The sequence below is a fragment of the Bradyrhizobium sp. SEMIA genome, assembly GCF_014844175.1.
Taxonomy (GTDB): domain Bacteria; phylum Pseudomonadota; class Alphaproteobacteria; order Rhizobiales; family Xanthobacteraceae; genus Bradyrhizobium; species Bradyrhizobium arachidis.
On sequence record NZ_CP046601.1, the window covers coordinates 5884044 to 5910262 of the forward strand.

Annotated in this window: 8 protein-coding genes, 1 tRNA gene and 3 pseudogenes; 4 read left to right on the forward strand and 8 right to left on the reverse strand. The window is 65.2% G+C overall.

The window, feature by feature from the left end; all coding sequences use genetic code 11:
- Window positions 1-15: 15 nt before the first annotated feature.
- Entirely contained in the window at window positions 16-15483 is a 15468-nt protein-coding gene (locus FOM02_RS28675) for a hypothetical protein (protein WP_265440321.1), read from the reverse strand.
- Window positions 15471-16949, reverse strand: coding sequence for a hypothetical protein (locus FOM02_RS28680; protein WP_265440322.1), 1479 nt, complete (start codon window positions 16947-16949; stop codon window positions 15471-15473). Before FOM02_RS28680 ends, FOM02_RS28675 begins: the two co-directional genes overlap by 13 nt.
- Window positions 16950-17307: 358 nt before the next feature.
- Here FOM02_RS28680 and FOM02_RS28685 point away from each other — a divergent pair, with 358 nt between their 5' ends.
- Entirely contained in the window at window positions 17308-18114 is an 807-nt protein-coding gene (locus tag FOM02_RS28685) for an outer membrane protein (RefSeq protein ID WP_141263003.1), read from the forward strand.
- A gap of 27 nt (window positions 18115-18141) precedes the next feature.
- On the opposite strand, the gene FOM02_RS28690 is transcribed toward FOM02_RS28685, so the two are convergent.
- The 3 genes from FOM02_RS28690 to FOM02_RS28700 all read right to left on the reverse strand — a co-directional run bounded on the left by FOM02_RS28690 (window position 18142) and on the right by FOM02_RS28700 (window position 20512).
- The gene (locus tag FOM02_RS28690; RefSeq protein ID WP_027559780.1) at window positions 18142-19035 is read right to left on the reverse strand and encodes a hypothetical protein; all 894 of its coding nucleotides are present in this window, start codon (window positions 19033-19035) and stop codon (window positions 18142-18144) included.
- 951 nt (window positions 19036-19986) lie between these two features.
- Window positions 19987-20071 (reverse strand) — tRNA-Leu (locus FOM02_RS28695).
- A gap of 198 nt (window positions 20072-20269) precedes the next feature.
- Window positions 20270-20512 carry a FliM/FliN family flagellar motor switch protein gene (locus tag FOM02_RS28700; protein ID WP_018647371.1) on the reverse strand — a complete coding sequence of 81 codons (243 nt, stop codon included), beginning with the start codon at window positions 20510-20512 and terminating at the stop codon, window positions 20270-20272.
- Window positions 20513-20595: 83 nt separating this feature from the next.
- Here FOM02_RS28700 and lipB point away from each other — a divergent pair, with 83 nt between their 5' ends.
- Together lipB and FOM02_RS28710 are read left to right on the forward strand one after the other, a co-directional pair.
- Window positions 20596-21345, forward strand: a complete 750-nt coding sequence (gene lipB, locus FOM02_RS28705; protein ID WP_027559781.1) for a lipoyl(octanoyl) transferase LipB — start codon at window positions 20596-20598, stop codon at window positions 21343-21345.
- Window positions 21346-21544: 199 nt separating this feature from the next.
- Complete coding sequence (locus FOM02_RS28710; RefSeq protein ID WP_027559782.1) at window positions 21545-22258, forward strand: DNA helicase; 714 nt, start codon at window positions 21545-21547, stop codon at window positions 22256-22258.
- Window positions 22259-22312: 54 nt separating this feature from the next.
- Here the strand turns inward: FOM02_RS28710 and FOM02_RS28715 are convergent, their stop codons facing one another.
- A complete protein-coding gene (locus FOM02_RS28715; protein WP_027559783.1) occupies window positions 22313-22735 on the reverse strand; it encodes a tautomerase family protein in 423 nt (140 codons plus the stop codon).
- 111 nt (window positions 22736-22846) lie between these two features.
- Here FOM02_RS28715 and FOM02_RS28720 point away from each other — a divergent pair.
- A pseudogene (locus FOM02_RS28720) lies at window positions 22847-23705 on the forward strand (LysR family transcriptional regulator).
- A 415-nt stretch (window positions 23706-24120) separates the two neighbouring features.
- On the opposite strand, the pseudogene FOM02_RS28725 reads toward FOM02_RS28720, so the two are convergent.
- A pseudogene (locus FOM02_RS28725) lies at window positions 24121-25556 on the reverse strand (TIGR01777 family oxidoreductase).
- Window positions 25553-26217: pseudogene (locus FOM02_RS28730) on the reverse strand (DUF4166 domain-containing protein). Before FOM02_RS28730 ends, FOM02_RS28725 begins: the two co-directional pseudogenes overlap by 4 nt.
- Between the last annotated feature and the right edge of the window lie 2 nt (window positions 26218-26219).

A 26219-nucleotide genomic window follows, 5' to 3' on the forward strand; every position in this document is an offset into this window, starting at 1 on the left:
AACCTGACGTCTGCCTCACAGCCAGCTGAAGGTCGACTGAAGGGTTTGATAGAACGTCGCCGAGTTGAGGCCCAGCGGCTGCACGGTGGTGTTCGGAGGCAGCGCACTGGCCTCGGCCAGCCAATCCCCCAGGCTCTCGAACGCATTGGCAACCCTGTTCAGGCCAAGATCGTCCTCCACCTGCGTGGCGTAGGTGTTGAGCACAGCGGCGGCAGCCTGCAGGTAGGGATTGCTCAGGATCAGCCGGATCGCGTCGCCACCAAGCGACAGCACGTCGCTGGCGAGGCTGAGCGGATGCCCGGTGAACAGATCCTGGAACGCGGCGCCGACATCCTGCGCGAGATTCTGCACGGCCGGGAACTGGAAGCCCACCGAATATTGGAACAACGCCTCACCCAGCGCCGCACCATCTGCAGCGATCTTCTGGGTGTTGCCGATGTCGGCGAAAATATTCACGATGTCCGTACCCATCGTATAGATCTGCCCCATGTAGGTGAGCGCCGTGGTGTTCAGGAGGTTGGTGACGAGGTTGCAAGTATTGGCGATGAGCCTAAACGCGCCCAGCAGAGGCCCCGAAATATTGACCCCGTCCGGATGGAGGTCGAAGTACTTCGCCGTGGCGTCCGCGGTCATCAACGAGACCATGCCGTTCGACGCCAGCTGAACCATCGTGAATGTCATGGCCGGGCTGAACTCGATAAGCCCGCCGCCACTGAGCTCCACCTCGAATTCGCCCGCCTCGCCGGCGCCGCTTCCGGTCAGACCCTTGCCATAGCCGAAGCTGATCTTTTCCCAGGCGTCCCTGAGCACATCGCCGAAGCCGTTGGCCATGTCCTCCGGATCGACGAACTCGCTGGTGGTGCCGAAGATCTGGTTGATCAGCGCCGACTGCATGGATTGGACGTTCTTGCCGAGCCCGAGAGCATTCAACAGCGGCCCCTGCCCGATCGGCAGGCCGCTCACCAGCAGATTTGACAGCAGATCCATGTAGCCTTGCGCGGCGGTCGCATTGCCGACGATCTCGCCGCCGATGATGTGCGACAGCGGGAAGTTGGTCCACGCCGTGGTCCAGGCCTGCTGGTACCAGGCCGCCGCTGTGTGAGCGGCCTGGGCCACGTCCGTAACGCTCGCATTGGCCGGCAATATCAAGGAGATCCACATCTGGCTGAGGTGACCAGCGAGATCGGTCTCAACGGAGTAATTGGCCGCATTGCTCTCGACGGCATTGACGGTCGCAATGCCGGTCAGCAACGACTGGATGGTCGTGAGGCCGCCGCTTTCGATCTGGCTCTGCACCGCCAGCGCGGCGTTGTGGATCGAGAGGGCGCCGGAGTTGGCAATGTTGTTGGCGACGATGTCGATCCAGGCATACGCCACGCTGTGCAGCGCGCTGTTTTCGGTCGTCGAGGCATGCACCAGCGCGGCCGTCAATTCGCTGTTCAGGAGCGCCATCGCCTGGGCGTACGACAGGTATCCGCCGGTGATCGCGCCCACCAGGCCGATTTCGGTGGTGCCGGTACCGAGGCGATGGCCCAGCGCCACCAGAATTGCGGCGTTCGCCGCGGTGAGGGCGTTGTAGGCGTTCTGGACGGCCTGGAGATCTGCCGGGGTGTAACCGCCCAGCTGCTGCAGAAGCGTCAGGTTCGGCGCCGGGCCGACGCCGGCATTCACCAGCATCGACAGATGCATCAGCGCCACGTCGACCACATAGGGGAAGGACCCGCTGTAGGCTTCGACGTTGGCGATCGCCGTCGCAGCGGTCATCGTTCCGGCGATGACAGCGGGGGCGTCCGTATAGGCGATGACATCCTGGTTCAGCAGATCGATCGCGGGAACGAGAGCCTGCTGCAAGGTCATCGGCGCGGTGATGCCGCCGGTGACGCTGGCCGAATAAGGTCCGGTCGCCGGCACGTTTGGCAGATTGAGGACCGGCGTCGGAATGTTCGACCACGCGGCGGTCAAGGCCTGCGTGACGATCTGTTGGGCCATCGTCAGGGAGAGAATGCCCTGCGAGACCAGCTGGGCGAGGCCACTCTCCGCGGCATCGTTGTTGATGCGGTTGTAGATCTCGGTCGCAAGCGCGTTGGCGGCCGTCGTCAGGCCGGCGCCCTGGCTTTCGATCAGCGCCACGCTCAGCAGCACGTCCGCCGGAACGCTGGCGGTCGAATAGGTTTCAAGATCGGTGATCACCTGCGCGGCGGTCTTCTGGCCGCTGGCGAGCGCGACGAACTCACCCGCGGCGTACGTGATGGCGGCCTGGAATTGCGTGGTGCCGAGGACGGCGCCTTCGAGGCTTGCGACTTCGTTGGCGACACCGGTCAGCAGCGCGGCATTGCCATGCGCGTTCGCCGCAATGCCACCAAGGACCGCGATCGCCTGGCTGGCGGACAACAGATTGCCCGTGACGGCGGCATCGAGATCGCTGATCGCCTGCGCGGCGGTGATGCGGCCGCTGGTCACCAGCGTGGCGATTTCGGCACCGATCAGCGGACTGGTCACGTGAGCGGCGAGGCCCGAGAGCAACCAGATCGCCCGGTCGGCCCCGAGCACGTTGTTGCTGACGTCGTTGTTCACCTGCGTCACGATCTGCGCGACGGTGGCCAGGGGCTGACCCTGGCTGTTCAACCGCGTGAGAAGATCGGCGAACGCCCCGGCGAGCGCGCCACAGGCGGTCATCGACGCCGACGACGCACCGACAAAGGCGTCGATCTCGCCGATCGCCGCGACACCTGCCAGAGCGGCGATGTAGTTGGCGAGGTTGTTGATCGCGTTGACGCCCGGCTGTCCGGCGATGCCGACGGACTCGATGGCCGATGACGGAAGGTTGGCGATGGTCGCCGCGAGCACATTGACGCCCTGGGCCTGGGTCAGGGCGCCGCTCGTAATCAGCGGCGTGATGTTGAACGTGTAGACCGTGAGCTGCTGCTGTACGACCATCGAGGCGAGCGCGGCGCCGGCCAGCATCGTGTTGGCGGCGCCGGTGGTGGCAACGCCGGCCAACAGCTGGGCCATGAATTGCGCCACCTTGGAGTTTACAAAGTAGATCGACCCTTCGAGGTCGGAGAAGATGGTCTGGACCTGGCTCGAGGTAAGCGTCGCCTGGATTTGCGCGATGATCTGGCCCCCACCGACGAGATTGGCCAGCGCGCCGATCTCGTTGAGGATGGCCGGATAGGAAGTCGTCGGCGCCAACGACTGCAAAGCGCCGAGCAGGATGACGGCCTGAGAGCTGGGCAACGAATTCGACGTGACGGCCGTCGTGATGTCAGCCATCAGCGCGGCCGGCGTCATCAAGGCACCCGACCCGTTGCCGGCCAGAAGCGCGGTCAGTTCCTTGACCACGGTCGCTTGCAGCAACGTACTGTTCTGCCCCCAGAGCGGCAGCAGCGCTCCAACCGCCTGCTCGGCGGTGATAAGGTTTGTGGCGACGAGATTGTTGGTGACCCACGCGGCGAAGAGCGCGGAGTTGCCCTGCCCCGTTTGGACCTCGTAGTTGAAGACAGTCATCTCCATGCTGGCGAGCACCGCGACGGCCTGGTTGGCGCTCAAGGTATGCGAGGTCACGGCCGCGACGACCGCGGCGACGCCGTTGATGCTGAGATAATTGGGGCTGTAAGAGCCGCCAACCCACGGATCCATCGCGGCGCCGACGGCGAGCGCAAGCGCGGTATTGCCACCTGCGGCCACGCCAATCAGCATCGACAGCACCTGGCCGTTCGACATCGTTCCGGCTGCGAACGCAAAAAGGAGCGCGCCCGTCACCTGGCTGGGCGTGATCTGGTTGCCACTGACGAGGGCATCGAGTTTGGCCGTGACGGCGCTCTGGGCCGCGGTGTTTTGCGCCGCGACTAACACCAGCATGCTGGCCGCCTGGTCGCCGTTGAGGCCCGCGCCGACAGCATTGCCGATGCCGGAGACGACCTGCGTCACGGTGAGCTGATTGCCCGTAAGCAACGTGACGATCTCGCTGACCACCGCCGCCTGCACGGTACCGTTGCCGTCACCCGCAATGGTGATGAGCGTCGGCAGCGCCTGCGTTGCCGTGAGCTGATGGCCCGTGATCAGCGTTGCGATCTCGCTGACGGCCGCCGTCTGCACGGCGGTCGGGCCTTCGCCCGCGACGGTCGCCAACAGCGACAGCGCCTGCGAGAACGTGATCTTGCTTTCAACGAGCAATGCACCGACCTCGCCGATCACTGCGGTCTGCTCGCTGGCATTGCCTCCGGCCGCAACGGCATTGAGCACCGTGAGCGCAGCGCCGGCCGGCAGAGCCGACGCGGCGACCGCGTGGTCGATATCGGTCATCGCCTGCGTGGGCGTGATCTTGCCGGCGGTCACCAGCGCGAGGATTTCATTACCCACCGCCGTCGCGGTTGAACTGCCGGTGGCGGCGATGCCCGCCAGCATCGCCATCACCTGGTCGGCGGTCATGCCATTGCCGATCGCGCCGCCGATGGCGGTCGCCGCCTGCGTCGCGGTGATCTGATTTTGCCCGATCAGTGTGGAGATTTCGGTGCCGGCCGCAGACTGCACCGCCGTTGTGCCGATTTCCGCAAGGCCGACCAGCAGCGACAACACGTGGCTGGCGTTAGCGGGCGCGGTCGTGGCGTTCACCCCGACGCTATCGATGCTGTAGGTGTAGATGTAGCTAGGCCCTTGATACTGGGTGGTCGTGACGCTGCCGAACTGCGTCCGATAAATCCAGTATTGTGTCGCCTGATCGGTAAAGCCGAGCGTGGGGAGGCCCGCGATGGTTGCGACATCCGCCATGGCGGCGGCCGCGCTCAACGCATTGTTGGCAATCAGCGTGGTGATTCCGCCGAGGAAGACCGACTGGGTCGGCGCGACGTAGTTCGCGGGGATACCGTTGCTGAAGATCGTATAGTAGCCCGATTGCAGGATATTGGCGGCGAATTCGGCGCCCGCAGCCAGCATGACCACCGCAGGTCCTGCGCCAAGCGCTCCCGACGTGACCGCGGCGGTGATGTCGCCGACCGCCTGCGCAGCCGAGATCCAGTTCAACTGTGTGAACACGAAGATCGTGTCGCCGGCCGCGACCTGGACGGCGGCGCCCGAATGCGACGAGATCGCGGTCAGCAGCGCAATCGCCTGATCCGGCGATATGGTCCGAATATCGGCTCCCGTGCGCGCCCAGGGGTCGAGACCCGCGGTCCACTGCGAATCGACCGCGCCCAACATGTCCGACATCACCTGAGCGATGCTGGCCTGGTTGCTGGTGATCAGCGACGCGATCTCCGCGCCGCAGCTGGCTTGCAGCGCGGCGTTGCCCTGCGCGCCGACAACGATGAGCAGATTGATTGCCTGATCGGCACTGAAATTTTGTCCGATGGCTGCGGCGATATCCGACGCGATCAGCGGAACAACGCTGGGCGTCTCTCCGGCGAGCTTGAGAAGTTCGGTCGTGACCGCCGACTGCTGCGACGGATCGCCGGCGAGCAGATTCAGAAGCGCCGGAATGGCGGCGGCGGCCGTGATGCCGTGACTGGTGACCTGCGCATCGATGCCCGCGACGCCCTGCAGGTTCGCAACCTCGATGGCCACCGCGGTCTGCACGGTCGACGATCCGGCGCTCGAGAGCGCGCTGAACAGCGCTGTGACCTGGGTGTTGGTCAGCGTGCCGGCAGCGAGCGTGTTGCCGATATCGGTCATCGCCTGCACGGCGGTGATCTGGCCTCCGGAAATCAGTGCGAGAATTTCACTGACGACGGCGCCTTGCAGCGTCGCATCGTTCTCTGTCCACAGCACCGCCAGCATTGCGACGGCCTGGTCGATCGTGATGCCGTTGCCGACCGCATTGGCGATGTCGGCCATCGCCTGGCTGGCCGAAATGACCGGATCCATCAGGACCTCGATCTCGTCAGCGACCGCGGTCTGCACTGCCGTGCTGCCGTTCGCCGACATGCCGGACAGGACCGTGACGCCCTGGTCCGGCGTGAGCACGCCGTTGGCGATGGCGGTGTTGATGTCGCTGATCGCCGCCGTGACGGTGATCTGGTTGCCGGCGATCAGCGCCGCAATGCCGGCGCCGATGGCGGTCTGAATCTGGGTCGTGCCGTCGCTGGCGACCACGGCCATCAGGGCGATAACCTGATCGGCCGTCAGCGCGCCCGCAGTAATCGCAGCACCGAACTGCGCGGCCGTGACGTTGCCGTTGGTGATGAGTGTGACCAGCTCCTGAGCGACAGCGCCCCGGACCGTCGTGCCGCCCTGCAGCCACAGGTTCGCCAGCAACGTCACATCCTGATTGGCGGTGAGCACGCCGCCCACCATGCCGCCGATATCGGTCGCAGCCTGAGCGGCGCTGAGCCTGGCCTCGGTGACCAGCGCGAGGATTTCGCTGACCACGGTGGCGGGCACGCCGGTGCCGCCGGCAAGCCAGACGCCGGCCAGCACGGTGATGCCGCGATCGGCAGTGATTGCACCCGCTGCGACCGCGCTATCGAGATCCGTCATCGCCCGCGAGGCGGTGATGCGGTTCGCCGCGATCAGCGCCGCGATCTCGGTGCCGACCGCCTGCTGCTGCGCCGCGCTGCCGGCATTGGCGAGAGCCGCCAGCAGGCCGACGGCCTGATCGCCCGTGAGGGTGCCGGCCGCGACGGTGCCGCCGACGTCGGTGAGCGCCTGCGCGATGGTGATCTGGCTGTTCTGGACCAGCGTGAGAATGTTGCTGATGGCAGCGGCTTGCAGCGCCACCCCGCTTTGGCCGCCAACGCCGGCCAGCAGAGCGACTGCCTGGTCGATCGTGAGAGACGCACCGATGGTGCCGACGATATCGGTCGCAACAGAGGCGGCCGAAATCCTGTTCGCGCCGACCAACGCGGCGATTTCGGTGACGACGGCACCCACCACCGTGGAGCTGCCGGCAGTCGCGAGATTGGCGAGCACGGCGACCGCATGGTCGGCGGTCAACGTACTGGAGGTGATCGCCGTGTTGATATCGGTCGTGACCTGCGTGGCGGTAATCGTGGCCGCGGCGATCAGCGTCGCCAGTTCGGCCCCGATGGTGGCCTGTTCGGCCGCGGTGCCGGAATTCGCCAGCAGGGCGAACACACCGATGGCCTGGTCGCCGGTCAGCGTTCCGGCGGTGATGGCGTTTCCGATATCGGTCATCGCCTGCGCGGCGGTGACCTGATGGCCAGCGATCAAGGCGAGAATTTCCGTCGCGGCAGCGCCCTGCAGGGCCGCATTGCCCTGGGCCGCGATACTGGCCAGCAGCGCGACCGCCTGATCGGCCGTGAAGCCGGTGCCGATGGCGCTGCCGATATCAGCGCCGACCTGGGCGGCCGTGATCTGGTTGCCGCTGACCAGCGCCGAGAGCTCGCCAATGGCCGCAGTGCGCACCGCGGCGCTGCCCGCAAGGGCTTCGCTGCCGAGCACGACAACCGCCTGGTCGACCGTCAGCGCGTTGGCGGTGATCGCAGTGGCGAGATCGGTGTTGACCTGGCTCGCCGTCAGCTTGGCGGCGCCGATGAGGCTTGCGATTTCGCTACCGATCGCGGCCTGTACCGCCGCATTGCCGCTTCCGGCAAGGCTCGCCAGCAGCGCCATCGCCTGGTCGCCGGTCAGCGTGCCGGCCGCGATGGTGTTGCCGATATCTGTCATCGCCTGCGCGGCCGGGATCTGATTGCCGGTGACGAGCGAGAGAATCTCGGCATCCGCCGCGGATTGCAGCGTCGCATTCCCCTGGACCGACAGGACCGCCAGCAGCGTGACCGCCTGGTCGACGGTGGCGCCGCCGGAGCTGACGGCAGTGATGATGTCGGTCATCACCTGCGCGGCGGTCGTGGCGTTGTTGTGCACCAGGGTCGCGATTTCGCTGGCGACCAGGCTGTTCGAGCCAGTGCCGTTGCCAACGAGGCTCAGCAACAGGGCGACGCCATGATCCGCGGTGATGATCTGATCGCTGATCAGCTCGACGATGCCGGCGGTGGCGTTGGGGCCGAGCCCCGAAATCGCGCCCTGAAGGGCCGTCTGTAGCGAATCCGTATATCCGCCATAAGCGCTGCCGACGTTGGCGCCGAGCTGATAGAATACGACCGCTGCCTGCGCGGGCGTGAGTGCGCCGCTGGCGACCAACACATCGATGTCGCCGACGACCTGCCCTCCGGAGAGGGAGAGCGGCGTATAGCTGGCGATCCAGCCCGCCACCGTGGCTTGCAACGACGGGCTGGCGCTGGGCGCACCGATCACGCCCGCGTACAGCTGGACCTGCTGATCGAGGTTGTACTGCGAAGGAATGAAATACGTGTAGTCGCCTGCGTACAGCTTGGTGAAGACGAGCGAAGATTGCGCGATCGCGGCCACCATGCCTGCGCCGGCGGCAGCCTGCGTCACGTAGCCCGAGCTCGCCAGATACGTCATCATGTAGGCGGCCTGATCGGCCGAGATCAGCCCGGCATTCAGGCCGTTGACGATATCGGCGACCGCGCTTGCGCCGGTCACCTGGCCATGGCCGATGATCGCTTCGATTCCGTTGATCACGGCGGCGCCCAAGATCCGCCCGACGTCGCCCGCGTTCGCGCCGAATTGGGCGCCGAGGCCCGCCATGGCGACCAGCGCCGTCACGGCCTGATCGCACGGCTGCGTGACGATGGCATTGGCGGCGATTTGCGGGTCCTGATTGGCTTGAGCCTGCGTCGTCGCAGGGGTCTGATAGGCAGTCCAGAGGATCGCCTTTCCGATCTCTGCAGCGACCGCGGAATTCGCTGCCGGCAGCAGCGCTGCGAGAGACGGGAGATCGGGCACGGTGCCGGTGAAGAGCTGGGTCCTCAGCGCGGCGTCGAGCGCCGAATTCCCCCCCGCCGCATTGACCAGCAGGGCGTAGGCCTGATCGAGTGTGACACCCTGCGACGTCGCGCTCATCACATCCGCGACGGCCTGGGCGGCCGTGGCCAGACCGGAGTTGACGAAGTTCGCGATGCCGAGTCCGGCCTGATACACCTGCGCCTGCGACGATGAGGCCACCAGGATCGCTGTCAGCGTGATCACTTCGTCCACGCCGAGCAGACCAGTGGCGACCGCAGTGCCAAGATTGGCGATGATCCGCGCTGCGGTGGTCTGGTTGGCGGCAATCAGGGTGTTGATTTCGGCGACGACGGCCGCCTGCAATGCCGCAGAGCCCGTCGCGGCAACGCCCACAAGGTCGATGACTGCCCGGTCGGCGGTGATCTGGCCGCCGGTGATCAGCGTGGAGATCTCCGCGCGGACGGCGGTCTGCACGGCGGCCGGCGCCGAAGTGGCAAGATTGATCAGCAGCGTGACGGCTTCGTCCGCCGTCAGCACCGACGGCACCGCAGCGCCGATATCGGCCGCCGCCTGCGCAGCGGTGAGGAGGTTGCCTGAAATCAGCGTGTTGATTTCGCTCGCCACCGCGCCCTGCACGGTCAGGCCGTTGGCGGCGATGGCGAGCAGTTCATTCATCGCCTGCGTGACGGTGAGCCCGCCGATCAGGGTGTTGATCTCGGTCACCGCCGCGGTCTGCATCGCGGTCGATCCGGTCGCCGCCAGCGTGGCAAGCACGCTCAAGGCCTGGGTCGCGGTGAGCTGGGACGCCGTCACCGCGTTGTTGATGTCGGCGATGAGCTGCGCGGGCGTGACGAGAATCTGCAGTTCGTGCGCTGCCGCCGAGGCCGCGGCCGCATTGGTGCCGACCGACATACCAAGCAGGATCGCGACCGCTTGATCGGACGCGAGGCTCGACGATGTGACCGCATTGCCGATGTCGGTCGCCGCACTGGTGGCCGCAAGCTGGCCGGCCGCGATCAGCCCGACGATCGATCCGCCGGCCGCGAATTGCACACTGAGCGTGCCTTGCGCGGCAATGCCCACCAGCAGCGCCACCGCCTGATCGCCAGTCAGCGACGCACCGTGCACCGCCGTGGCGATGTCGGTCATCGCCTGCGACGTGGTGATGATCGAATCCGCGATCATCAGATTGATGTCGCCGACAACCGCCGACTGGATGCTGCTGTTGCCGACGTGTGCGAGCTGCGCCAGCACCGCGAACGCCTGATCCGCTGTCGCCGCGGTGATGGTCGCGTTGCCGACCAGCAGATTGATCTCGCCGGCCACCGCCGACTGCATGGCGCTGCTGCCGCTCGCGAGCTGCGCCAGCAAGGCGAGCGCCTGAGTGATCGTGATCGACGACGCGCCCAGCGCGCCGTTGATGTTGGTCATGACCTGTGCGGGCGTCAGGGTTGTCTGCAGCGCCGGGTCGCCGCTCAACGCCATCCCGATCTGGATATTGAAGGACTGGCTGGCCGTGATGATCGATGGAACCGCGGCCGCGATGTCGGCCGTCGCCGCATTGGCGCTCAGAGCGTTCGCCGTCACCAGCGCGGCGAATTCGCCGCCGACGGCGACTTGCGTCGTCACACTCCCTTGGCTCGCGAGGCCGAGCAGGATGTTGGCCGCCTGGGCGCCGCTCAGGACCGTCGACGTGACGGCAGCGCCGATGTCGGTGATCGCACCGGTCAACGTGATGGTGCTGTTGCCGATCAGCGCAGCAATCTCCGCACCGACCGAAATCTGGGTCGAGGCGTTGCCGGCCGCGGCGAACGCCGCCAGCACCGCAAGGCCCTGATCCGCCGTGATGGCGCCGGCGTAGATCGCGGTGTTGATGTCGTTGAAGGCCGACGCGGGGAATTGGATCTGAGTAAGGCTCAGCATCTCCTGCGCAACAGTGCTGATGTTTGCGCTGTTGCCGCTGACCAGCATGCCGATCAGCACGCCGAACGACGCGTCGGCAGCGCCGAGCGCGGCGACGAGCGCGACGGCATCGGACACACTGACACTGCCGGCCTGGATCAGCGCGTCGATCTGGCCGCCGACCACGATCTGGGCGGCGATGCTGATGGATCCGGCGCCGACCAGCACCTGAACCGCTTGGCCGCCGGTCAATTGATGGGCGTTGACCGCGGCAGTGATATCGGCTGTCACCTGGGTGAGCGGGAGCCCGTGGGCGGCCGTCAGAGAGGCGAAGACGCTGCCAATGGTGTTGAGGTAGACGGTGCTGTTCGCGCCGCTGGGCGCGTCGGCCGCCAGCGCCAGCAACAGCGCCGCTTGCTGCGTGACATTGAGCGTGGCGTTGCCGTTGACGGCAGGGTTCAGCACGACATTGAACGACGCGAACTGGCCGCCACTGACCATGGACCAGATGGTGCTGGCGACAAGCGAATTGACCGTCGGGTTGTTGTACGCGGCGAGCGCTCCGAGCGCTGTCGCCATCTGGGGTTGGGTGATCGGCGTATTGGGCCACGCAGAACCGAGCTGAGCCGCGAGCGCCTGCTGGACCGCGATCGCCTGGCTCACCGTCAGCGCTCCGCTCGCAACGGCGCTGACGATGTCAGCGTTCACCTCGGCCGCCGAAACGTTTAGCCCCGGGAAATCGCGCATCATATGCACGATGCTCGGGACATTGCTGACCGCGAAGGCGCCGTTCAGCGCCGAGACGACGTTCTGATCGAGACTGCTGGCGCTGTAGAACGGCGCGACCAGCGACGACAATTGTGCAACGATGGCGCTCTGCAAGCTCGCATTGCCGCTTGCGGCCGCGAACATCATCACCGGGATGGCGGGCAGGATACTGGTCGGCGTAATGGTGTCGGTGGTACCGAAGATGTCGGCGACCGCCTGGGTGGCGGTCACGGTACCGGCCGTGACCATCGCGGCGATATCGGCGCCGACGGCGGCCAGCACCGCCCCGGACCCGGACTCGGCCAGATACGTCAGCAACGAGATCGTCTGGTCCGCGGTCAGCGCATTGGCGGCGCCAGCGGCGGCGACGTCGGCCACCACCTGCGTGGCGGCGACCTGGTTCGCGGCAATAAGCGCGTTGATGGCGGAGAGCGCGAAGACCTGCATCGCCGCCGTGCCGCCGGTGAGGAGACCAATCAGCGTCGTGGCCGCCTGATGGCCGGTGATGTAGCCGCCGCTCACCAGCGCGGTGATTTCCGCTGCGGCAGCGTTTTGCACCGCCAACGAGGCCGGCGCCGCGAGATCCGCCAGCACGTCCACGGCCTGCGTCGCCGTGAGAACCGACGCCGCCACCGCGTTGCCGATATCGGTCATCACCAGCGCCGTGGTGATCTGGTTGTTCGAGATGAATGTGCCGAGTTCGGCGCCGACAGCCGCCTGCATGCCGGTGACGGCCGCGAGCTCGAGCAGGATGCTGACCGCCTGCGGGACCGTCATCGCCGCGCTGTTGACGGCCGTGGTGATGTATTGGGTCGCCTGCCCCGGCACGCCGAGGCCAGCCATGACGACGGCGGCGGCGCTTGCGGTCGCGCTGCTGCCATTGAGCGCGATGCCGGCGAGGATATAGAACGCTTCGTTGCTGTTAATGGTGCCCGGGGCGAGGCTGCCGACCTGTGCAATGGCGGCGCTGGCGGTGATGGCCCCGGACTGGATCATCGCGGCGATGTCCTGGCCCGCGGCGAATTGCGCCGCGATGGAGCTCGCCACATAGGCGAACGCGTTGATCGCTTCCACCGCCGTCAGCTGGCCGTTGCCGACCGCCGTGACGATGTCCGCCACGGCCGCCGTCGCGGTGATCTGCGAGGGAACCAGCGCCGCGAGCGCCTGATAGATTCCGGTCGGGCCGAGCGGCGAATTCGGATTGACATTGCCGGTGATGCCGAGCATCGCCGCCAGCAAGGTGATGCCTTGGTCAGCGGTAATCGCGCCGTTGCTCACCGCGGTGGAGACGCCACGGGCGGCCTGAGTCATGCTGAATGTCTGGGCGTTCAGCAGGGACACGATGGCGGCCGCCACCGCATTGTCGAGCGTCAGGCTGTTGTTCGACGCAAATCCGGCTAGCACGACCACCGCCGTCGCCGGCGTGAATCTCGACGAGATCAGCCCAACGATGTCGTTGATCGCGGCCGTGTTGGAGACCTGCCCGGCCGCAACCAGCGCGCCGATGGTATGCGACACGAAGTTCGTCGTGAACGACGCCACGCTGCCGCCTTCGCTGCCACCAGACCCGGTGAAGACGCTGGTCAGCCCCGCGATCGCCTGCACGGCCGTGATCTTGCCCCCGGTGATCAGCGCGACGATCTCTGCCGACATCGCGGTCTGCGTGCTCGTCGACCCCAACGAGCCGAGATTGGTCAGCAGGTTCACGGCCGCGGCTGCGGTGATAGCTGAGGCCCTAACGGCGCCGTCGACCGCAGCGGTGATCTGCGTCGCCGAGACCTGGCTAGCGCTCAGCAATGTCGAGATTTCCTGGGACATCATCGTTTGCCAGGAAAACCCGTCGCCGGGTGACGACGGGATGACGGAGAGGTCTACCAGAATGGGCAGCGCCTGCGGCGCCGTGACGGCGGACGCGTTCAGCACCGCGATGATGTCGAGGCGCGCCTGCCCCGGCGACACCAGCGTGCTGATGTCCGCGACGGCCGCACTCGTGGTCGCGGCATTGCCGCTGACCGCCATGCCGATCAGGATGTTGAAGGTTTCGGCCGAGGCGAGGCCACCGATCGCCGTAATCGCAGCGCTGGCGGTGATCGCGCCGGTCTGGATCAGCGCGGCAATCTCGGTCCCGGCGGCGACCTGGACGCCGATGGACCCGCCGGCAATCAGGCTGATAAAGGCCGAGATGGCCTGCGCCGCCGTCAACTGACCACCACCCACGGCCGTGACGATGTCCGCCATGACGGCCGACAGGGTGAGCGAACCGGAGACCAGTTGACCGAGCGCCGTGACGATCGCGGCCTGGTTGATGGCGTTGCTCCCGACGGCGCCAAGCATCGACGCGAACAGCGCCACGGCCTGGTCGGCGCTGATGGCCTGGGTGCTGACCGCCTGCGTCACGTCCGCGATCGCGGAGGTGATCGACAACGCGCCGCCTCCGACCAGAGACAGAATCGTGCCGGCGACCGCATTGTCGAGCGCGGCGTTGTTGCTCGCGGCGAGGCTAGCGAGGAAGGTCACCGCGGTATCGGCCGGGAAGGTCGCCGAAATCAACGCCGCGATGTCCGCGTTGATCTCCGCGCGCACCGACGCATTGCCGCTCGCCGCGACGTTCATCAGCTGCACGATCGCGAGTTCGATCGAGGCGACACTGCTCGTGTTGGTCGAGTGGGTGATGGCGGCGACGGCATTGGTGGTGGAAATCGAGGCCGAGCCGATCAGCGCCGCGATCTCGGCGCCGGCCGCGGCCTGCATGGCGGTCGATCCGGTGGCGGACAGCATGTTCAGCAAGGAGACGGCCTGGTCGGCGGTCAGGACATGCGCGGTCACGGCGGCCGCAATGTCGCTGACGGCCTGAATGGCCGTGATCTGGTTCGCGCCAACCAGCCCGTTGATCTCCGCGACCACGAATGCCTGCATCGCTGTGGTGCCGCCAGCAAAGACACTGGCCAGCGCACCGACCACCTGATCGGCCGTGATCGCGCGGCTCGTCAGCAGTGTCGTAATTTCGGCGGTGGCCGCATTTTGCACGGCCGTCGGAGCCGGGACCGCGACATAGGCCAGCAAAGTCACGGCTTGCGCCGCCGTGAGGACGGACGACGTCACCGCCGCGCCAATTGCGCTCATCGCCGCACTGGCGGTGATCTGATTACTCGCGATCAGTGAATCGATTTCGACGGCGACCGCCGGCGTCATGCTCGCACTGCTGGCGAGGTCCATCAGCAGACCCACTCCCTGTGCAGCGGTAATCGTGAATGTGGCAATAGCGGAATCGATGTCGCTGACCAACTGCGTTGGCGACAGCAGGCTCGCCATTCCCGCGGTGGCGGCCCTTGCGGTCGCTGTGTCGCCGCTGGTGGCCAGGCCGAGCAGTATATTGAATGCCTCCGACGCCGACAGGTTGAGGCCGGCGATGTCGGTAACCGCCGCACTTGCCGTGATCGCACCCGACCCGATCATCGTGGCGATGTCGGACCCCAAGGTGAATTGCAGAGGCGTTGAGTTGGAAGCCAAAGACGCCAGCAGGGCAATGGTCTGACCGGGGTTCAGAACATGTGAAGCACCTGCGGCCGCGATGTCGGCGAACGCTTGCACCGTCGTGATCTGGTTCGCCGCGACAAGCGCGCCGATCTCCGTCGCAACGAATGACTGCATCGCAGCCCCGCCGCCCGCGACAAGACCAGCCAGCGCCGTGACCACCTGATCGGCGGTCAGATTGCCAGCGGTCACCAGAGACGCAATTTCCGCTGTGACGGCGGTCTGCACGGCAGTGGACGCCGGCGCCGCGATGTCTGCCAGCAAGGTCACGGCTTCCGTCGCGGTCAGGGCCGATGAGGTCACCGCGCTGCCGATGGCGGTCATGACCTGCGACGTGGTCAGCTGGTGGTTCGAGATCAGGGAATCGATCTCACCGGCGACAGCCGCTTGCGTACCGGTCGAACCGGCGAGATCAACCAGGATACCAAGCGCCTGCGTCGGCGTGATCGCGGTCAGGCCAATGGCGGAATTGATGGCGGCGATCGCCTGCGACGGCGAGCTTACGCTCGGCATTTCCGCAATCGCGCGCCCGCGATCGCGGTGTTGCCGCTGCTCGCCATGCCGAGCAGGAAATTGAACGTCTCCGTAGTGGACCAGTTGGAGCTGACGATGTCAGCAATGGCCGCATTGGTGGTAATATAGCCCGACTGGATGAATCCGGCGATGTCGGCACCTGCCGTGATCTGCGCGACCGTGGAGCCGGCGGCAAGGCCGCCAAGCGCGGCGATGGCCTGCCCCACTGCCAACCGACCGGAATTCACTGCGGCGACGACGTCGGAAAGACTCCCCGTCTGCGCGCTCGCCGGCGCCAATTGATTGAGTACGGCATCGACCGAGAGCGGACTACCGACGTTGTTCGCAAGATTGGAGTAGTTCGGCGCGAGGTTCACCAGCGAATTCAGCAGCGCAAAGCCCTGATCGCCGCTGATGGCGTGGCTGTTGATCTGTTGCACCAGATCCGCAACGGCCGTCGTCAGCGTGAGGCCGCCGGCATTCACCAGCGACAGCACACTATTGGCCACTGCGTTGTCGAGAACGGACTCGTTGCCGTTGGCGACGGCGTTCTGCATCGTGGCCAACAACGGCTGGAAACCCGCCAGAGCGCCATAATCGCCAGCGATCACCGCATCCATGGTCAGGGTTTTCGCGACCATGATCATGTTCATGTCGGCGGTCGAATCGTGGCTGATTCCCGAATAGGAATGCGCCGCTGCGGCACCGATATCGGCGGTGATGTGGTTGCCCGTGGTCAGACCGCTCGCCATCAGGCTGTTGTACTCGCTCGCGACCGCGGCGTGCATCGCCGGCGTACCGGCTGCATCGTTCAGGACATTGATAACTTGATCGAGGGTCAGCGCACCCGCCGCACCATTTGCGTTGACGATGTCGGTTACGGCCTGTGTTGCGGTGAGGCTGCCCGCGGTCACCAGCGCCGCGATTTCCGTTCCAGCCGCGGCCTGAACGCTCGCGGAAACCGGTCCGCTCATACCCGCGAGCATGGTGACCGCCACATGGCCGGTCGACTGCCCTGCGGTAACCGCTCCCGCAATGTCCGATATCGCCTGCGTGGCACTCACCTGCCCCGCGGCGATCAGATGGCCGATCTCGGCGCCGACCGCATACCCATCATTGCTGTGGCCCGAAGTCTGCGTGATCGCGCCGGCAAAGTCAGCAAGCGCCTGAGTGGCGTGAGTCTGATCGTAGGCAGCCACCGCCTCGATCAAATGCATGGCCTGAGTTTCGGTCGTCTGGTGATTGACGACGGCCTGCGCGATCTCCTGGGAAGAGACGCCGGCGAGCATCGAGTTCGCATCGAGATTCAGATGGGACGTATCGAAGCCCGCAATCGAATTGAATTGACCGGGAGGCGGCGTGATATTTCCACCAACAATGCCGTTGAGGTCGTCCGCGCTCAGGGGCTGGAATTTGGCGGTCGTGTCGCTCGACGATTTGCCTGTGCGTTTACCCTTCGCCTTCACCGCCATCCTCCCGGTTACCGTCGGCTGAATCACCTATCGTTTACGTCAGTCTCGAGCGCAAGGCAGTTCAGTCGTCATGCGTGGGGCAAAGCACATTTCAGCAGGCCGAAGCCCAAAAATGAGCAGATGCAGGACCTTGTTTGTGAATGCACGTTCGCAATGACGCTCCGCAATAATCGGCGTCCTGCAATATCCGCGCGGCGTGGACGAATCGTCTGAATCGACTCCCTGAAATGCGCATGCCGAGAACGCCACTAACTTTCACATAGTAGTGGTGTGCGCTATTTTCGGATGCTAGGGTCAACCACTAATTGCTTTCATTCGTCCGTTGCCGACGAAGCGTTTTCTGGAGGGGGCATTGAACAAAGTCGCGCTCAGTATTCTTGGCCTTGCGGCTCTCGTCGCGACGCCGGCGATTGCGGCGGACATGGCCGTCAAGGCGCCCGTGGTCGCCGCACCGCCGGCGCTCGGCTGGACCGGCTTTTATATCGGCGGCAACATTGGTGGCGTCAGCAATTCGAATTCGGGAACATCGAATTTTACGGATACGCTCGCCAACCTCTCATTTCCGGCCGGCAATCGTATCAACGCGACCGGATTTATCGGTGGCGCTCAAGCAGGCTACAATTGGCAATTCGCTCCGCGCTGGCTTGTCGGCATCGAAGCCGATGGCGATTTCACCAATGCCAAATACAGCTTCTGCCGTGGGACCATTGCGCCGGGTGTCTGCGGCGATACCGGCTTCGGCACCGACTCGCTGAGCAGCAAGACGGCCTGGCTCTCGACGGTGCGCGGCCGGTTTGGCACCATCGCCATGGACAAATTCCTGATCTACGTCACCGGCGGCGCTGCTTGGGGACGCGTTGATACAACGGCAACACAAAGCTGTCTTGTCGGCGGCTGTGGCGTGTCGCCCTTAGCGACCGCGGGAACGTCGAGCAGTTCGGTGACGCGGTCTGGTTGGGCGGCGGGCCTCGGCGGCGAATGGAATATCGACGGCAATTGGTTTGCGCGCGCCGAATGGCTTCATGTCGATCTCGGCAACGTCACCAGTTCGGTATCCACTGCCGGATTTGCGGGCAGCACCCAGACCTTCAGCTGGTCGCGCGGCGAGCGGTTCGACCAGTTTCGTATCGGTCTTGACTATCGGTTCTGGCACGGCTGATCCTCGCGACTTTCGCGATGAGCGGCATCATCGGGATGCCGCTACGCTGCGCGCCTGATCGCCAGCGCCATACGCGCGACAGGCTTCGAAAGCCGACTCGATGATGGCGAGCTTCACCGCTTGGGCGGCGTGATATTCGCGCCAGAATTCGGCCGAGACCCACAACGCGGATTTGCCGCGGGCGCCCGACCAGCCAAGACTGCCCATCGTCTCGGCGACGACGAATTTGCGGGCGAGCTGGCTCCGCGACAAATTGAGGCCCTGCGCCAACCGCGAAACCGACGTCACGTCGGTCGGAATGCGTGACAGAGCGATCGAATCCTGCTGACACCCGACGATCAGGCGATCCATCACGACGCCGCCATCGTCGATCCAGGTAAACAGCGAGAAGGTTCCGTTCGGCTCCCGAACCGCGCGCGATGCCAGCAGGCCATCGGCGATCAGCGGCTGAATCGCGCCGAGCAGAGCCGGCCGCTCACGCAGTTCAGCCGACCTGTTGCCGCCATCGAGCCCGTCCAGCGCCGTCAGATGCGCCGCCAGCCAATGCGACAACACTGCAAGCGCCAGCGGCGACGGCTCGATCGGCCGATAGCGCCGGCCTTCGCTCCCCGCAACATGGCGCACGGTGCCGTATTTCAGCATCTCGTTGACGAAGGCTGACGCAGTGTTGCGGCTTGCGAGTCCGTGGGCGACGATCGGATCGACCAGTCGTGCGGGCAGAATTCCGGAATCGGTCTGCTGTGCCTCGTTGCGAAAATAAGCCGCCAGCATCGCCTGACTCATCAGCCAGCGCTGCTGGGTCGCGAACGGCGACGAAGTTCGCGGGCTGGCCTCCTGTATCGCCAGCATTGCCTGAGCCTGGCCGCGAACGCAGCTCTCAAACGCCGGATGCGACAGGATATCGTCTGCAGTCATCACCATCGGCGTCGCGACAATCCGGCGGAAGGTCCGAAACCGTCAATCGCAAGAGGTCCCAAGCCCCCCTCCCTCGGCTCACGGACCGCCAACGGCGCGTGACAGCCATCTCAAACGCATTCTTAAAAACGAGCAGCGCGGCGGCTCCGATCCGAAACCTGAACCTATCGACTACCACCCCGCGCGCGCGGCACTGCGCCCGCTCATGCATCTCATGGAGTCGGGCCGACGTCTGCAAAATTTTTCTGAAGTCCCGCTGAGAGAGACAATCCCAGGAGCAATGGGGAGCTACCGGCCCCCGCTAAGGGTCTGGATTAACGGGAGAAAGAAGCAGGCAGCGCATGCTCCTCCTTGAAGGCTAATGACACGATCTGAAACCTGATGAAACGAGCGGCCCGGATGCCGAGGCGATCGGGCTCCGGCGTCGACCACCTCCGAAAAGGTTGTCCAGCTAATGCCCTTCGCCTCCTTCAGGCCTTCGCACATGAAGCGGTACTCAATGGTCTCGCCCGAACTCAGGATGACCGCGGCGCCATCACGCATAAGACAGGCGTAGCGGTCTCACACGCCTTTCTGAGTGCTTCGCATGGGCGGCCAAACTGAAGAAATACGCGGTCCTGGCCGCCGTGAACGAACCGAAAAAGAGCGGCCATGGCGTCCGCAAGGCTAGAGCCGAAGTGGCTGCCTATGCAGACTGCACCGAAAGCCAGATGATGCCGATGGTCGGCTGCACCGACCCCAAAATGCCCGCTCACTACACCGCGCAAGCCAATCGAGAGAGCCTTGGAATCAGTGGGATTGAGAAGATCGTCACGTTCGATCAGAGCCAGTCACTCGATGACTGGCCGGCAGCGCCTCGGGCCAACGGCACGCGAACGCCTAGCGAGAACGGAGTCATAACATTTCCGGGCAGACCCCAGAAAAAGCCTAATGATTTCAACGTGAAATATGGGCTTATGGTGCGCTCGGAGGGACTCGAACCCCCACGGTGTTACCCACTGCCACCTCAAGGCAGCGCGTCTACCAGTTCCGCCACGAGCGCTAGGAGATGCCGGCCTGAGGTTGTTCGGGTGGCCGGATCAGCGGCCGCCGATCTAACAAATCCATCAGGGGGATACAAGCCTGCAAAGGCCCCGAATTCCACAGCTTAGCGGGAAAAATCCCTATTCCCTGCCCGGATCGGCCCTATCGGGTGCCAAAGCCTTATCAAGTACTTGGCTGCTGCCGTGTGCCCCGAGCCCTACCGGGTCCCGGGCGAGCGGGGCAGCATCTGCTTGACCTCGACCGCGATCCGGTTGCGGTCGACCAGCACGACGCCGGAGGCCACCGGCAGATTGTTGGCGAGGACCTTGACCTCGTCGGCCTCGGTTGCATCGAGCTCGATGATGGCGCCGCGGGAAAGACGTAATACTTGATGGATTGGCATGGTGGTCGTCCCGAGGACGACCATGAGATCCACGGTGACTTTATCGAGAGTGGGCACTGTCAGGACCGCCGCAACCTGGGACTCAACGCCAAAGGACTTGGCATTTGCGCCTGCAATCATCACCACGTTATGGTTAGCCAATGGTTAATTCGCCTCAAGACCCCCGCCAAAGCCAACGTCAAGAGCTCGATTTGACGTCGTTTTCCGCCTCCGGCGGCACGCCCGTCGAATGGCGAATCTCGGATGCGCCGGTGCCCTACCCGGACGCCGTCGCCGAAATGGAAGCGCGCGTCGCCGCCATCGCGGCGGGCGAGGCGCCGGAGCTGGTCTGGCTGCTCGAGCACCCCCCGCTATACACCTCCGGCACCTCGGGCAAGGAAAGCGACCTGCTTGATGCCCGATTCCCGACCTTCGCCACGGGGCGCGGCGGGCAGCTGACCTATCACGGGCCCGGCCAGCGAGTTGCCTACATCATGCTCGACCTCAAGCGCCGCCGGCCGGACGTGCGGGCCTATGTCGCGAGCCTGGAGGAGCTGATCCTGAAGACGCTCGCCGCCTTCAACGTCCGCGGCGAGCGGCGCGAGGACCGGGTCGGCGTCTGGGTGAAGCGGCCCGACAAGGGGCCTGAGCACGAAGACAAGATCGCGGCGATCGGTGTGCGGCTGAAGCGCTGGGTCTCGTTCCACGGCATCGCCATCAATGTCGAGCCGGAGCTGTCGCATTTCGCCGGCATCGTTCCTTGCGGTGTCGCCGATCCCCGCTATGGCGTCACCTCGCTGGTTGATCTCGGCCAGCTCGTGACCATGGCCGATGTCGACATCGCGCTACGGCAGGCGTTCGAGGAGCTGTTCGGGCCGACCAAAGCGTTGGTGCCGGAAGCGGCCGTCTAGCGTTTTCCTGTTCGAGCCCGACCGCGCGTGTTCTCCGCACGCCACGGAATCGGCTATGCTCGATTCCGGCGCCGCCCACGCCTCCCCCCTCCGCCGGGAAAGCAGACATCATGCCGGGCGACTCAACATCGGACCGACTGTTCGAGCGCCAGGCATAAGGAGGGATTGCGCTTTCTGCTCGCAATGGGAGGTTTTGACGATGAAGCTTTCTACGCCGATCTACCATCTCAAGCGACGAGCCAAGCGCCTGTCGCGCGAGCAAGGCATTCCGCTGCACGCCGCGCTCGATCGCATTGCTGCGACGGAAAGGTTTTCCGCCTGGAGCATGCTCGCGGCGAAGGCGACGGCGATGACTCCGGCCAACAAGTTGTTCCCGCAATTCCAGCCTGGCGACCTCGTGCTGGTCGGCGCGCGCCCCGGCCAGGGCAAGACGCTGATGAGCCTCGAACTCGCCGTCGAGGCGATGAAGTCGGGCCATCGCGCAGCGTTCTTCTCGCTCGAATATACCGAGAAGGATGTGCTGGATCGCCTGCGCGCGATCGGGGTGGAGCCGGCGCAATTCGACGAACTCTTCGAGGTCGACTGCTCCGACGTCATCAGCGCCGATTACGTCGTGAAGCAGATGGCGACGGCCCCTCGCGGCACAATCGTGGTGATCGATTATCTGCAACTGCTCGACCAGCGGCGGGAAAACCCGGACCTGACCGTTCAGGTGCGCGTGCTGAAATCTTTCGCGCGCGACAAGGGGCTGATCGTCGTCTTCATCTCGCAGATCGACCGGTCCTACGATTCCTCCATCAAGCCCTGCCCCGATCTCAGCGATGTCAGGTTGCCAAACCCACTGGACCTGAAGCTGTTCGACAAGACGTGCTTTCTGAACAATTCGGAAGTTCAGTTCCGCGCGGCGAGCTGACAATTCCAAGCGACGCAGGCCGCGGGTGAGACGGCTCACCCGCGGCTTGCGGCGTCACGCCGCCTTCAGCGAAACCTCGAGCTTGCCGGCGATGTAGCGCCGCTCCTGGGTCAGGCCGCCAAAGCCGTAGGCGTCGCTCTTGACCTCGTCGACGTGCAGATAGGTCTCGGGATGCATCGGTCCCAAAATCTCGGCCATGCGCTTGAACATCGCGGCGAGATAGGCCGCCTTCTCGTCCTTGGTGTTGGTGCCTTCGCTGACATGGATGTCGATCCAGTAGCTGGCGAGCTTCTGCTCGGCGAGCGACTTGCCGCCGGCGAACCAGTCACTGGCATCGACGGCCTTCACGATGATGGCGGTGACCGCGGGATCCTTGTGCAGTATCTCAGCGGTGAGCTCGGAGACAGCGTTCGCGATGTCGGCCTTCAGCGAGGGCGACTGGCGGGAGGTGGCGTAGGACACGGTGATCAGCGGCATTGTCGTTCTCCTCAAGATGCTGCGCTGGTTGCGCGGCGTTGATGAGAAGCTAGATCTCCTCCGGTCATTTTGGTATCTTATCTCTGTTGATACCAGTGATAACAATTCAAAATGACCGCCACACTCGACATCGCCACCGTCCAGGCCTTCCTGCTGGTCGCCGACCTCCAGAGCTTTACCCGTGCCGCCGAGGCACTCGGCACGACCCAGGCCGCCGTCAGCCTCAAGCTGCAACGGCTGGAGACCTTGCTGGGGAAACGCCTCGTCGAACGCTCGCCGCGTGCAGTCCGTCTCACCGCCGACGGCGCCGGCTTCCTCGATCGCGCTCGGGTCCTGATCGCGGCGCACGACCGCGCCCTCTCGGGCGAAGCACCGGCCGCGCAGTCGCTCTCGCTCGGCATCTCCGATCACGCCGCAGGCCCCGAGCTCGTTCCGCTGCTCGAACGCCTGCACGCGATGTCGTCAAATCTCACCCTCGCCGTCACCATCGGCTTCTCGCGCGAGATGCAGGATGCCTATGATGCTGGCGAACTCGACGCCGTGATTGTCCGCCAGGAAGGCAGCCGCCGTGGTGGCGAGAAGCTGACCGAGGACGAGTTCGGCTGGTTCGCGTCGCGACGCTTCACCTTGCCGAAGGGTGAAGCCCTGCCGCTCGCAACCCTCGCCCCGCCCCTGCGGCGTCCGCGCCGTCGCCGTGCGCGCGCTCGACAAGGCCGGCCTCGCCTGGCGCGAGCGCTTTGTCGGCGGCGGTGTGACAGCGGTAGTGGCGGCTGCGCTCGCCGGGCTTGCGATCGCACCGCTGGCGCGGCGGATTGCGCCGCCCGGATTGGTCGATATCGGCCCTGCGCACAAGCTGCCAAAGCTCGGCAGCTCGAAGGTCATGCTGCATTCGAAGGTCAGCGATCCCGCGAAGCTTGCGGCGCTGCGCGCAGTAGCGGCGACGTTTCGGAGCGCCGCGGGAGCTAACTAGCGCCCGCGTCCTTTCCTGCAGCGGACCAATAAGCGACCCCGGCCAGACATCCAGCCAACGCAAACAGCCCATCCATCTCAAAGAGCGTCCCGAAGATGCCGTTCGCAATCAGGGCTCCGATCGCAGCGCCAGCGGCCGCGTAAAACAGCACTGAGCGAATTCGAAGTGACTCACCGAGCCATATCACAAGCGCGGATGGCATCCCGCTAAGCAGGCAGGTGAGGATCAATGTGATTGGCAGGACAATCAAGACCAGGGGGACGATGGGAGCCAGGCCCTCGGGAAAGCCTCGATCTGGAAGAGATAGAATTGCGGCGAGGACTGGCAACGCCCCCAATGTCGCGGTCGCCGCCAGGCATCCACGAAACCAGCCGTCCAGAGCACGAGGGCATGCAGTGCAAGCCATAACATCACCTCACAAGATCGCCTCGAACGCACTCCGCAGCGTCTCATGCCGGAAGACAAAGCCGCGGCTCAGCGCTTTGTTCGGCAGCACGCGCTGGCCGCCGAGCAGAAGCTCGTCGGCAAAGCCGCCGCCGATCCGGCGCAACAGGCCGCCGGGGATGCGGAATATGGCGGGCCGGTGCAACCGCGCCCGAGTTCCTCGGTGAACTTCGCGTTGGTGACGGGGATCGGCGCGGTGGCGTTGACGGGCCCTGCAAGATCGGGGGTCGCCACCACATAGGCGATCAGCCGGATCAAATCGTCGCGCTCGATCCAGGACATCCACTGCCGCCCGGTGCCGAGCGGGCCGCCGAGGCCGAACTCGAATGGCGTCAACATGCGGGTGATGAAGCCGCCCTCGGTGCCAAGCACGAGGCCGATGCGCAAGTACACCACGCGAACGCCAAGCTCCTCCGCCGGCCGCGCCGCCTTCTCCCAGGCCGCGCACAGCTCGTGGCTGAAGCAGGCGTGCGACTTGGCCGACTCCGTCAGCACCTGGTCGGCCCACAAGCCGTACCAGCCGATCGCGGAGCCGCTGACGAGCACCTCGGGCTTGCGCTCGAGCCGCGCGATCAATTTTATGACTTCACCGGTCATGTCGACGCGGGAGCCGATGATCTTCGCGCGCTTCGCTTCGGTCCACAGGCCGTTGCCGATCGGCTCTCCCGCGAGATTGACGATGGCGTCGATTGGCGTGTTCGCGGCAAGCTGATCGAGGCTGGTGATCAGCGTGACCGGCGGCGGCAACATCTCGGCCTTGGCGGGGTTGCGGATCAGCGCTATGACGTGATGCCCTGCTCCGCTGAGGCTCGCCGCAAGGCGGCTGCCGATGAAACCCGTCGCGCCGGTGATCAGCACTGTCCTGCGGCCCGGGAGCTTCTCGACAAGTCCTTCCGCGGGAACGCTTCGCATGCGGCCGAGCCGGCGCATCGCCGCAAAATCCCTGATGCCGCAGAGCGACGCACCCGCCGCGCAGGCGGTCGCGGCGATGCTGAGCAGGCCCTGATAGACCACCGTCACGCCGAACGGCTGCATCGCCCAGTCGATCAGCACCGGCAGCAGCAGCACCAGGATGGCGCCGTAGTTGATCGCGAGCAGCGTGTGATTGATGCGCTCGCTCGGCGGCAGCTTCCGGCTCAGATCCTCCTCGACGAAATCCATCAGCGTGATGACGATCTCGGCGACCAGCACCACGATGATCAGCAGCGCCAGCGCGCCGTAGACCTCGAGCCAGCCGAGCACCAGAAACAAGAGCGCATAGAGCATGTTGCGGATTCCATGCAGTTTCAGCTCGAAGCGCTGCGACGGACGCCAGGCCAGGCGCTCGGTGAATTCGTGGTGATAGAAGGTGTCGAACACGCCCATCACGATCTGGATGGCGATGAGCGTCCACAAGAGCGGGGTCATGACACGGCCTCCCTGAACACGGCGGACTGGTGGATCAGCGCGCCGTAACGCGGATGAATGACATCGAGGGTGAAGCGGAACGCCCCCTCGCCGAGATCGCTGTGCGTCACGGTCAGGTCACCCGGCGTGAGCCATTGCGGCAGCGGGATCCATAGCCGCCCGAGCTGGAGCCCGTAGCCGGCGCTGCGGAACGTCAGCGCCTGTCCCTCGACCGCGATACGGAGCGCCATCGAGACGCCGAAGCCGACATACTCCTCGAGCCCGGTCGGGCCGCGAAGCGTTTCGCCGAATGGATCACCTGCGGGAAGCCGCGCTTACGCGCGCAGATGCGGGTCCAGGTCTGGCCGCCGGTCGCGCCGTCCTCGGTAACCGTCACGATCATGGGCACGCCGGTGTCGCGCCCCGTGGGCAGCGGCCCGCCGATCAGGCGCGCGACCTGTGCGAACCACCAGCCGATGTCGCTGAAGGCGACCTCGTCGACGACACCGACATAGACCACGCTGTCGCCGTCAGCGACGCGCTTGGAGAAGCGCCGCCAGGTCGCGAGCGGCAGGCGGCCCCAATCCTCGTCTGACAGCAGGGTACGGAAGCGGCGGTCGTCGAGCAGTTTGGTGTGAGCGGAGGTTGGTACGTTGGAGCCCGATAATCTCGCCGACGTCATCG

Bases quoted from the DNA above. Each gene is read 5' to 3' on its own strand.
- FOM02_RS28715 (WP_027559783.1), bottom strand. From the start codon at position 22,735: ATGCCGCTGATCACCGTGTCCTACGCCACCTCCCGCCAGTCGCCCTCG.
- lipB (WP_027559781.1), top strand. From the start codon at position 20,596: ATGGTTAATTCGCCTCAAGACCCCCGCCAAAGCCAACGTCAAGAGCTC.
- FOM02_RS28710 (WP_027559782.1), top strand. From the start codon at position 21,545: ATGAAGCTTTCTACGCCGATCTACCATCTCAAGCGACGAGCCAAGCGC.
- FOM02_RS28675 (WP_265440321.1), bottom strand. From the start codon at position 15,483: ATGCCGAGCGTAAGCTCGCCGTCGCAGGCGATCGCCGCCATCAATTCC.
- FOM02_RS28690 (WP_027559780.1), bottom strand. From the start codon at position 19,035: ATGGTGATGACTGCAGACGATATCCTGTCGCATCCGGCGTTTGAGAGC.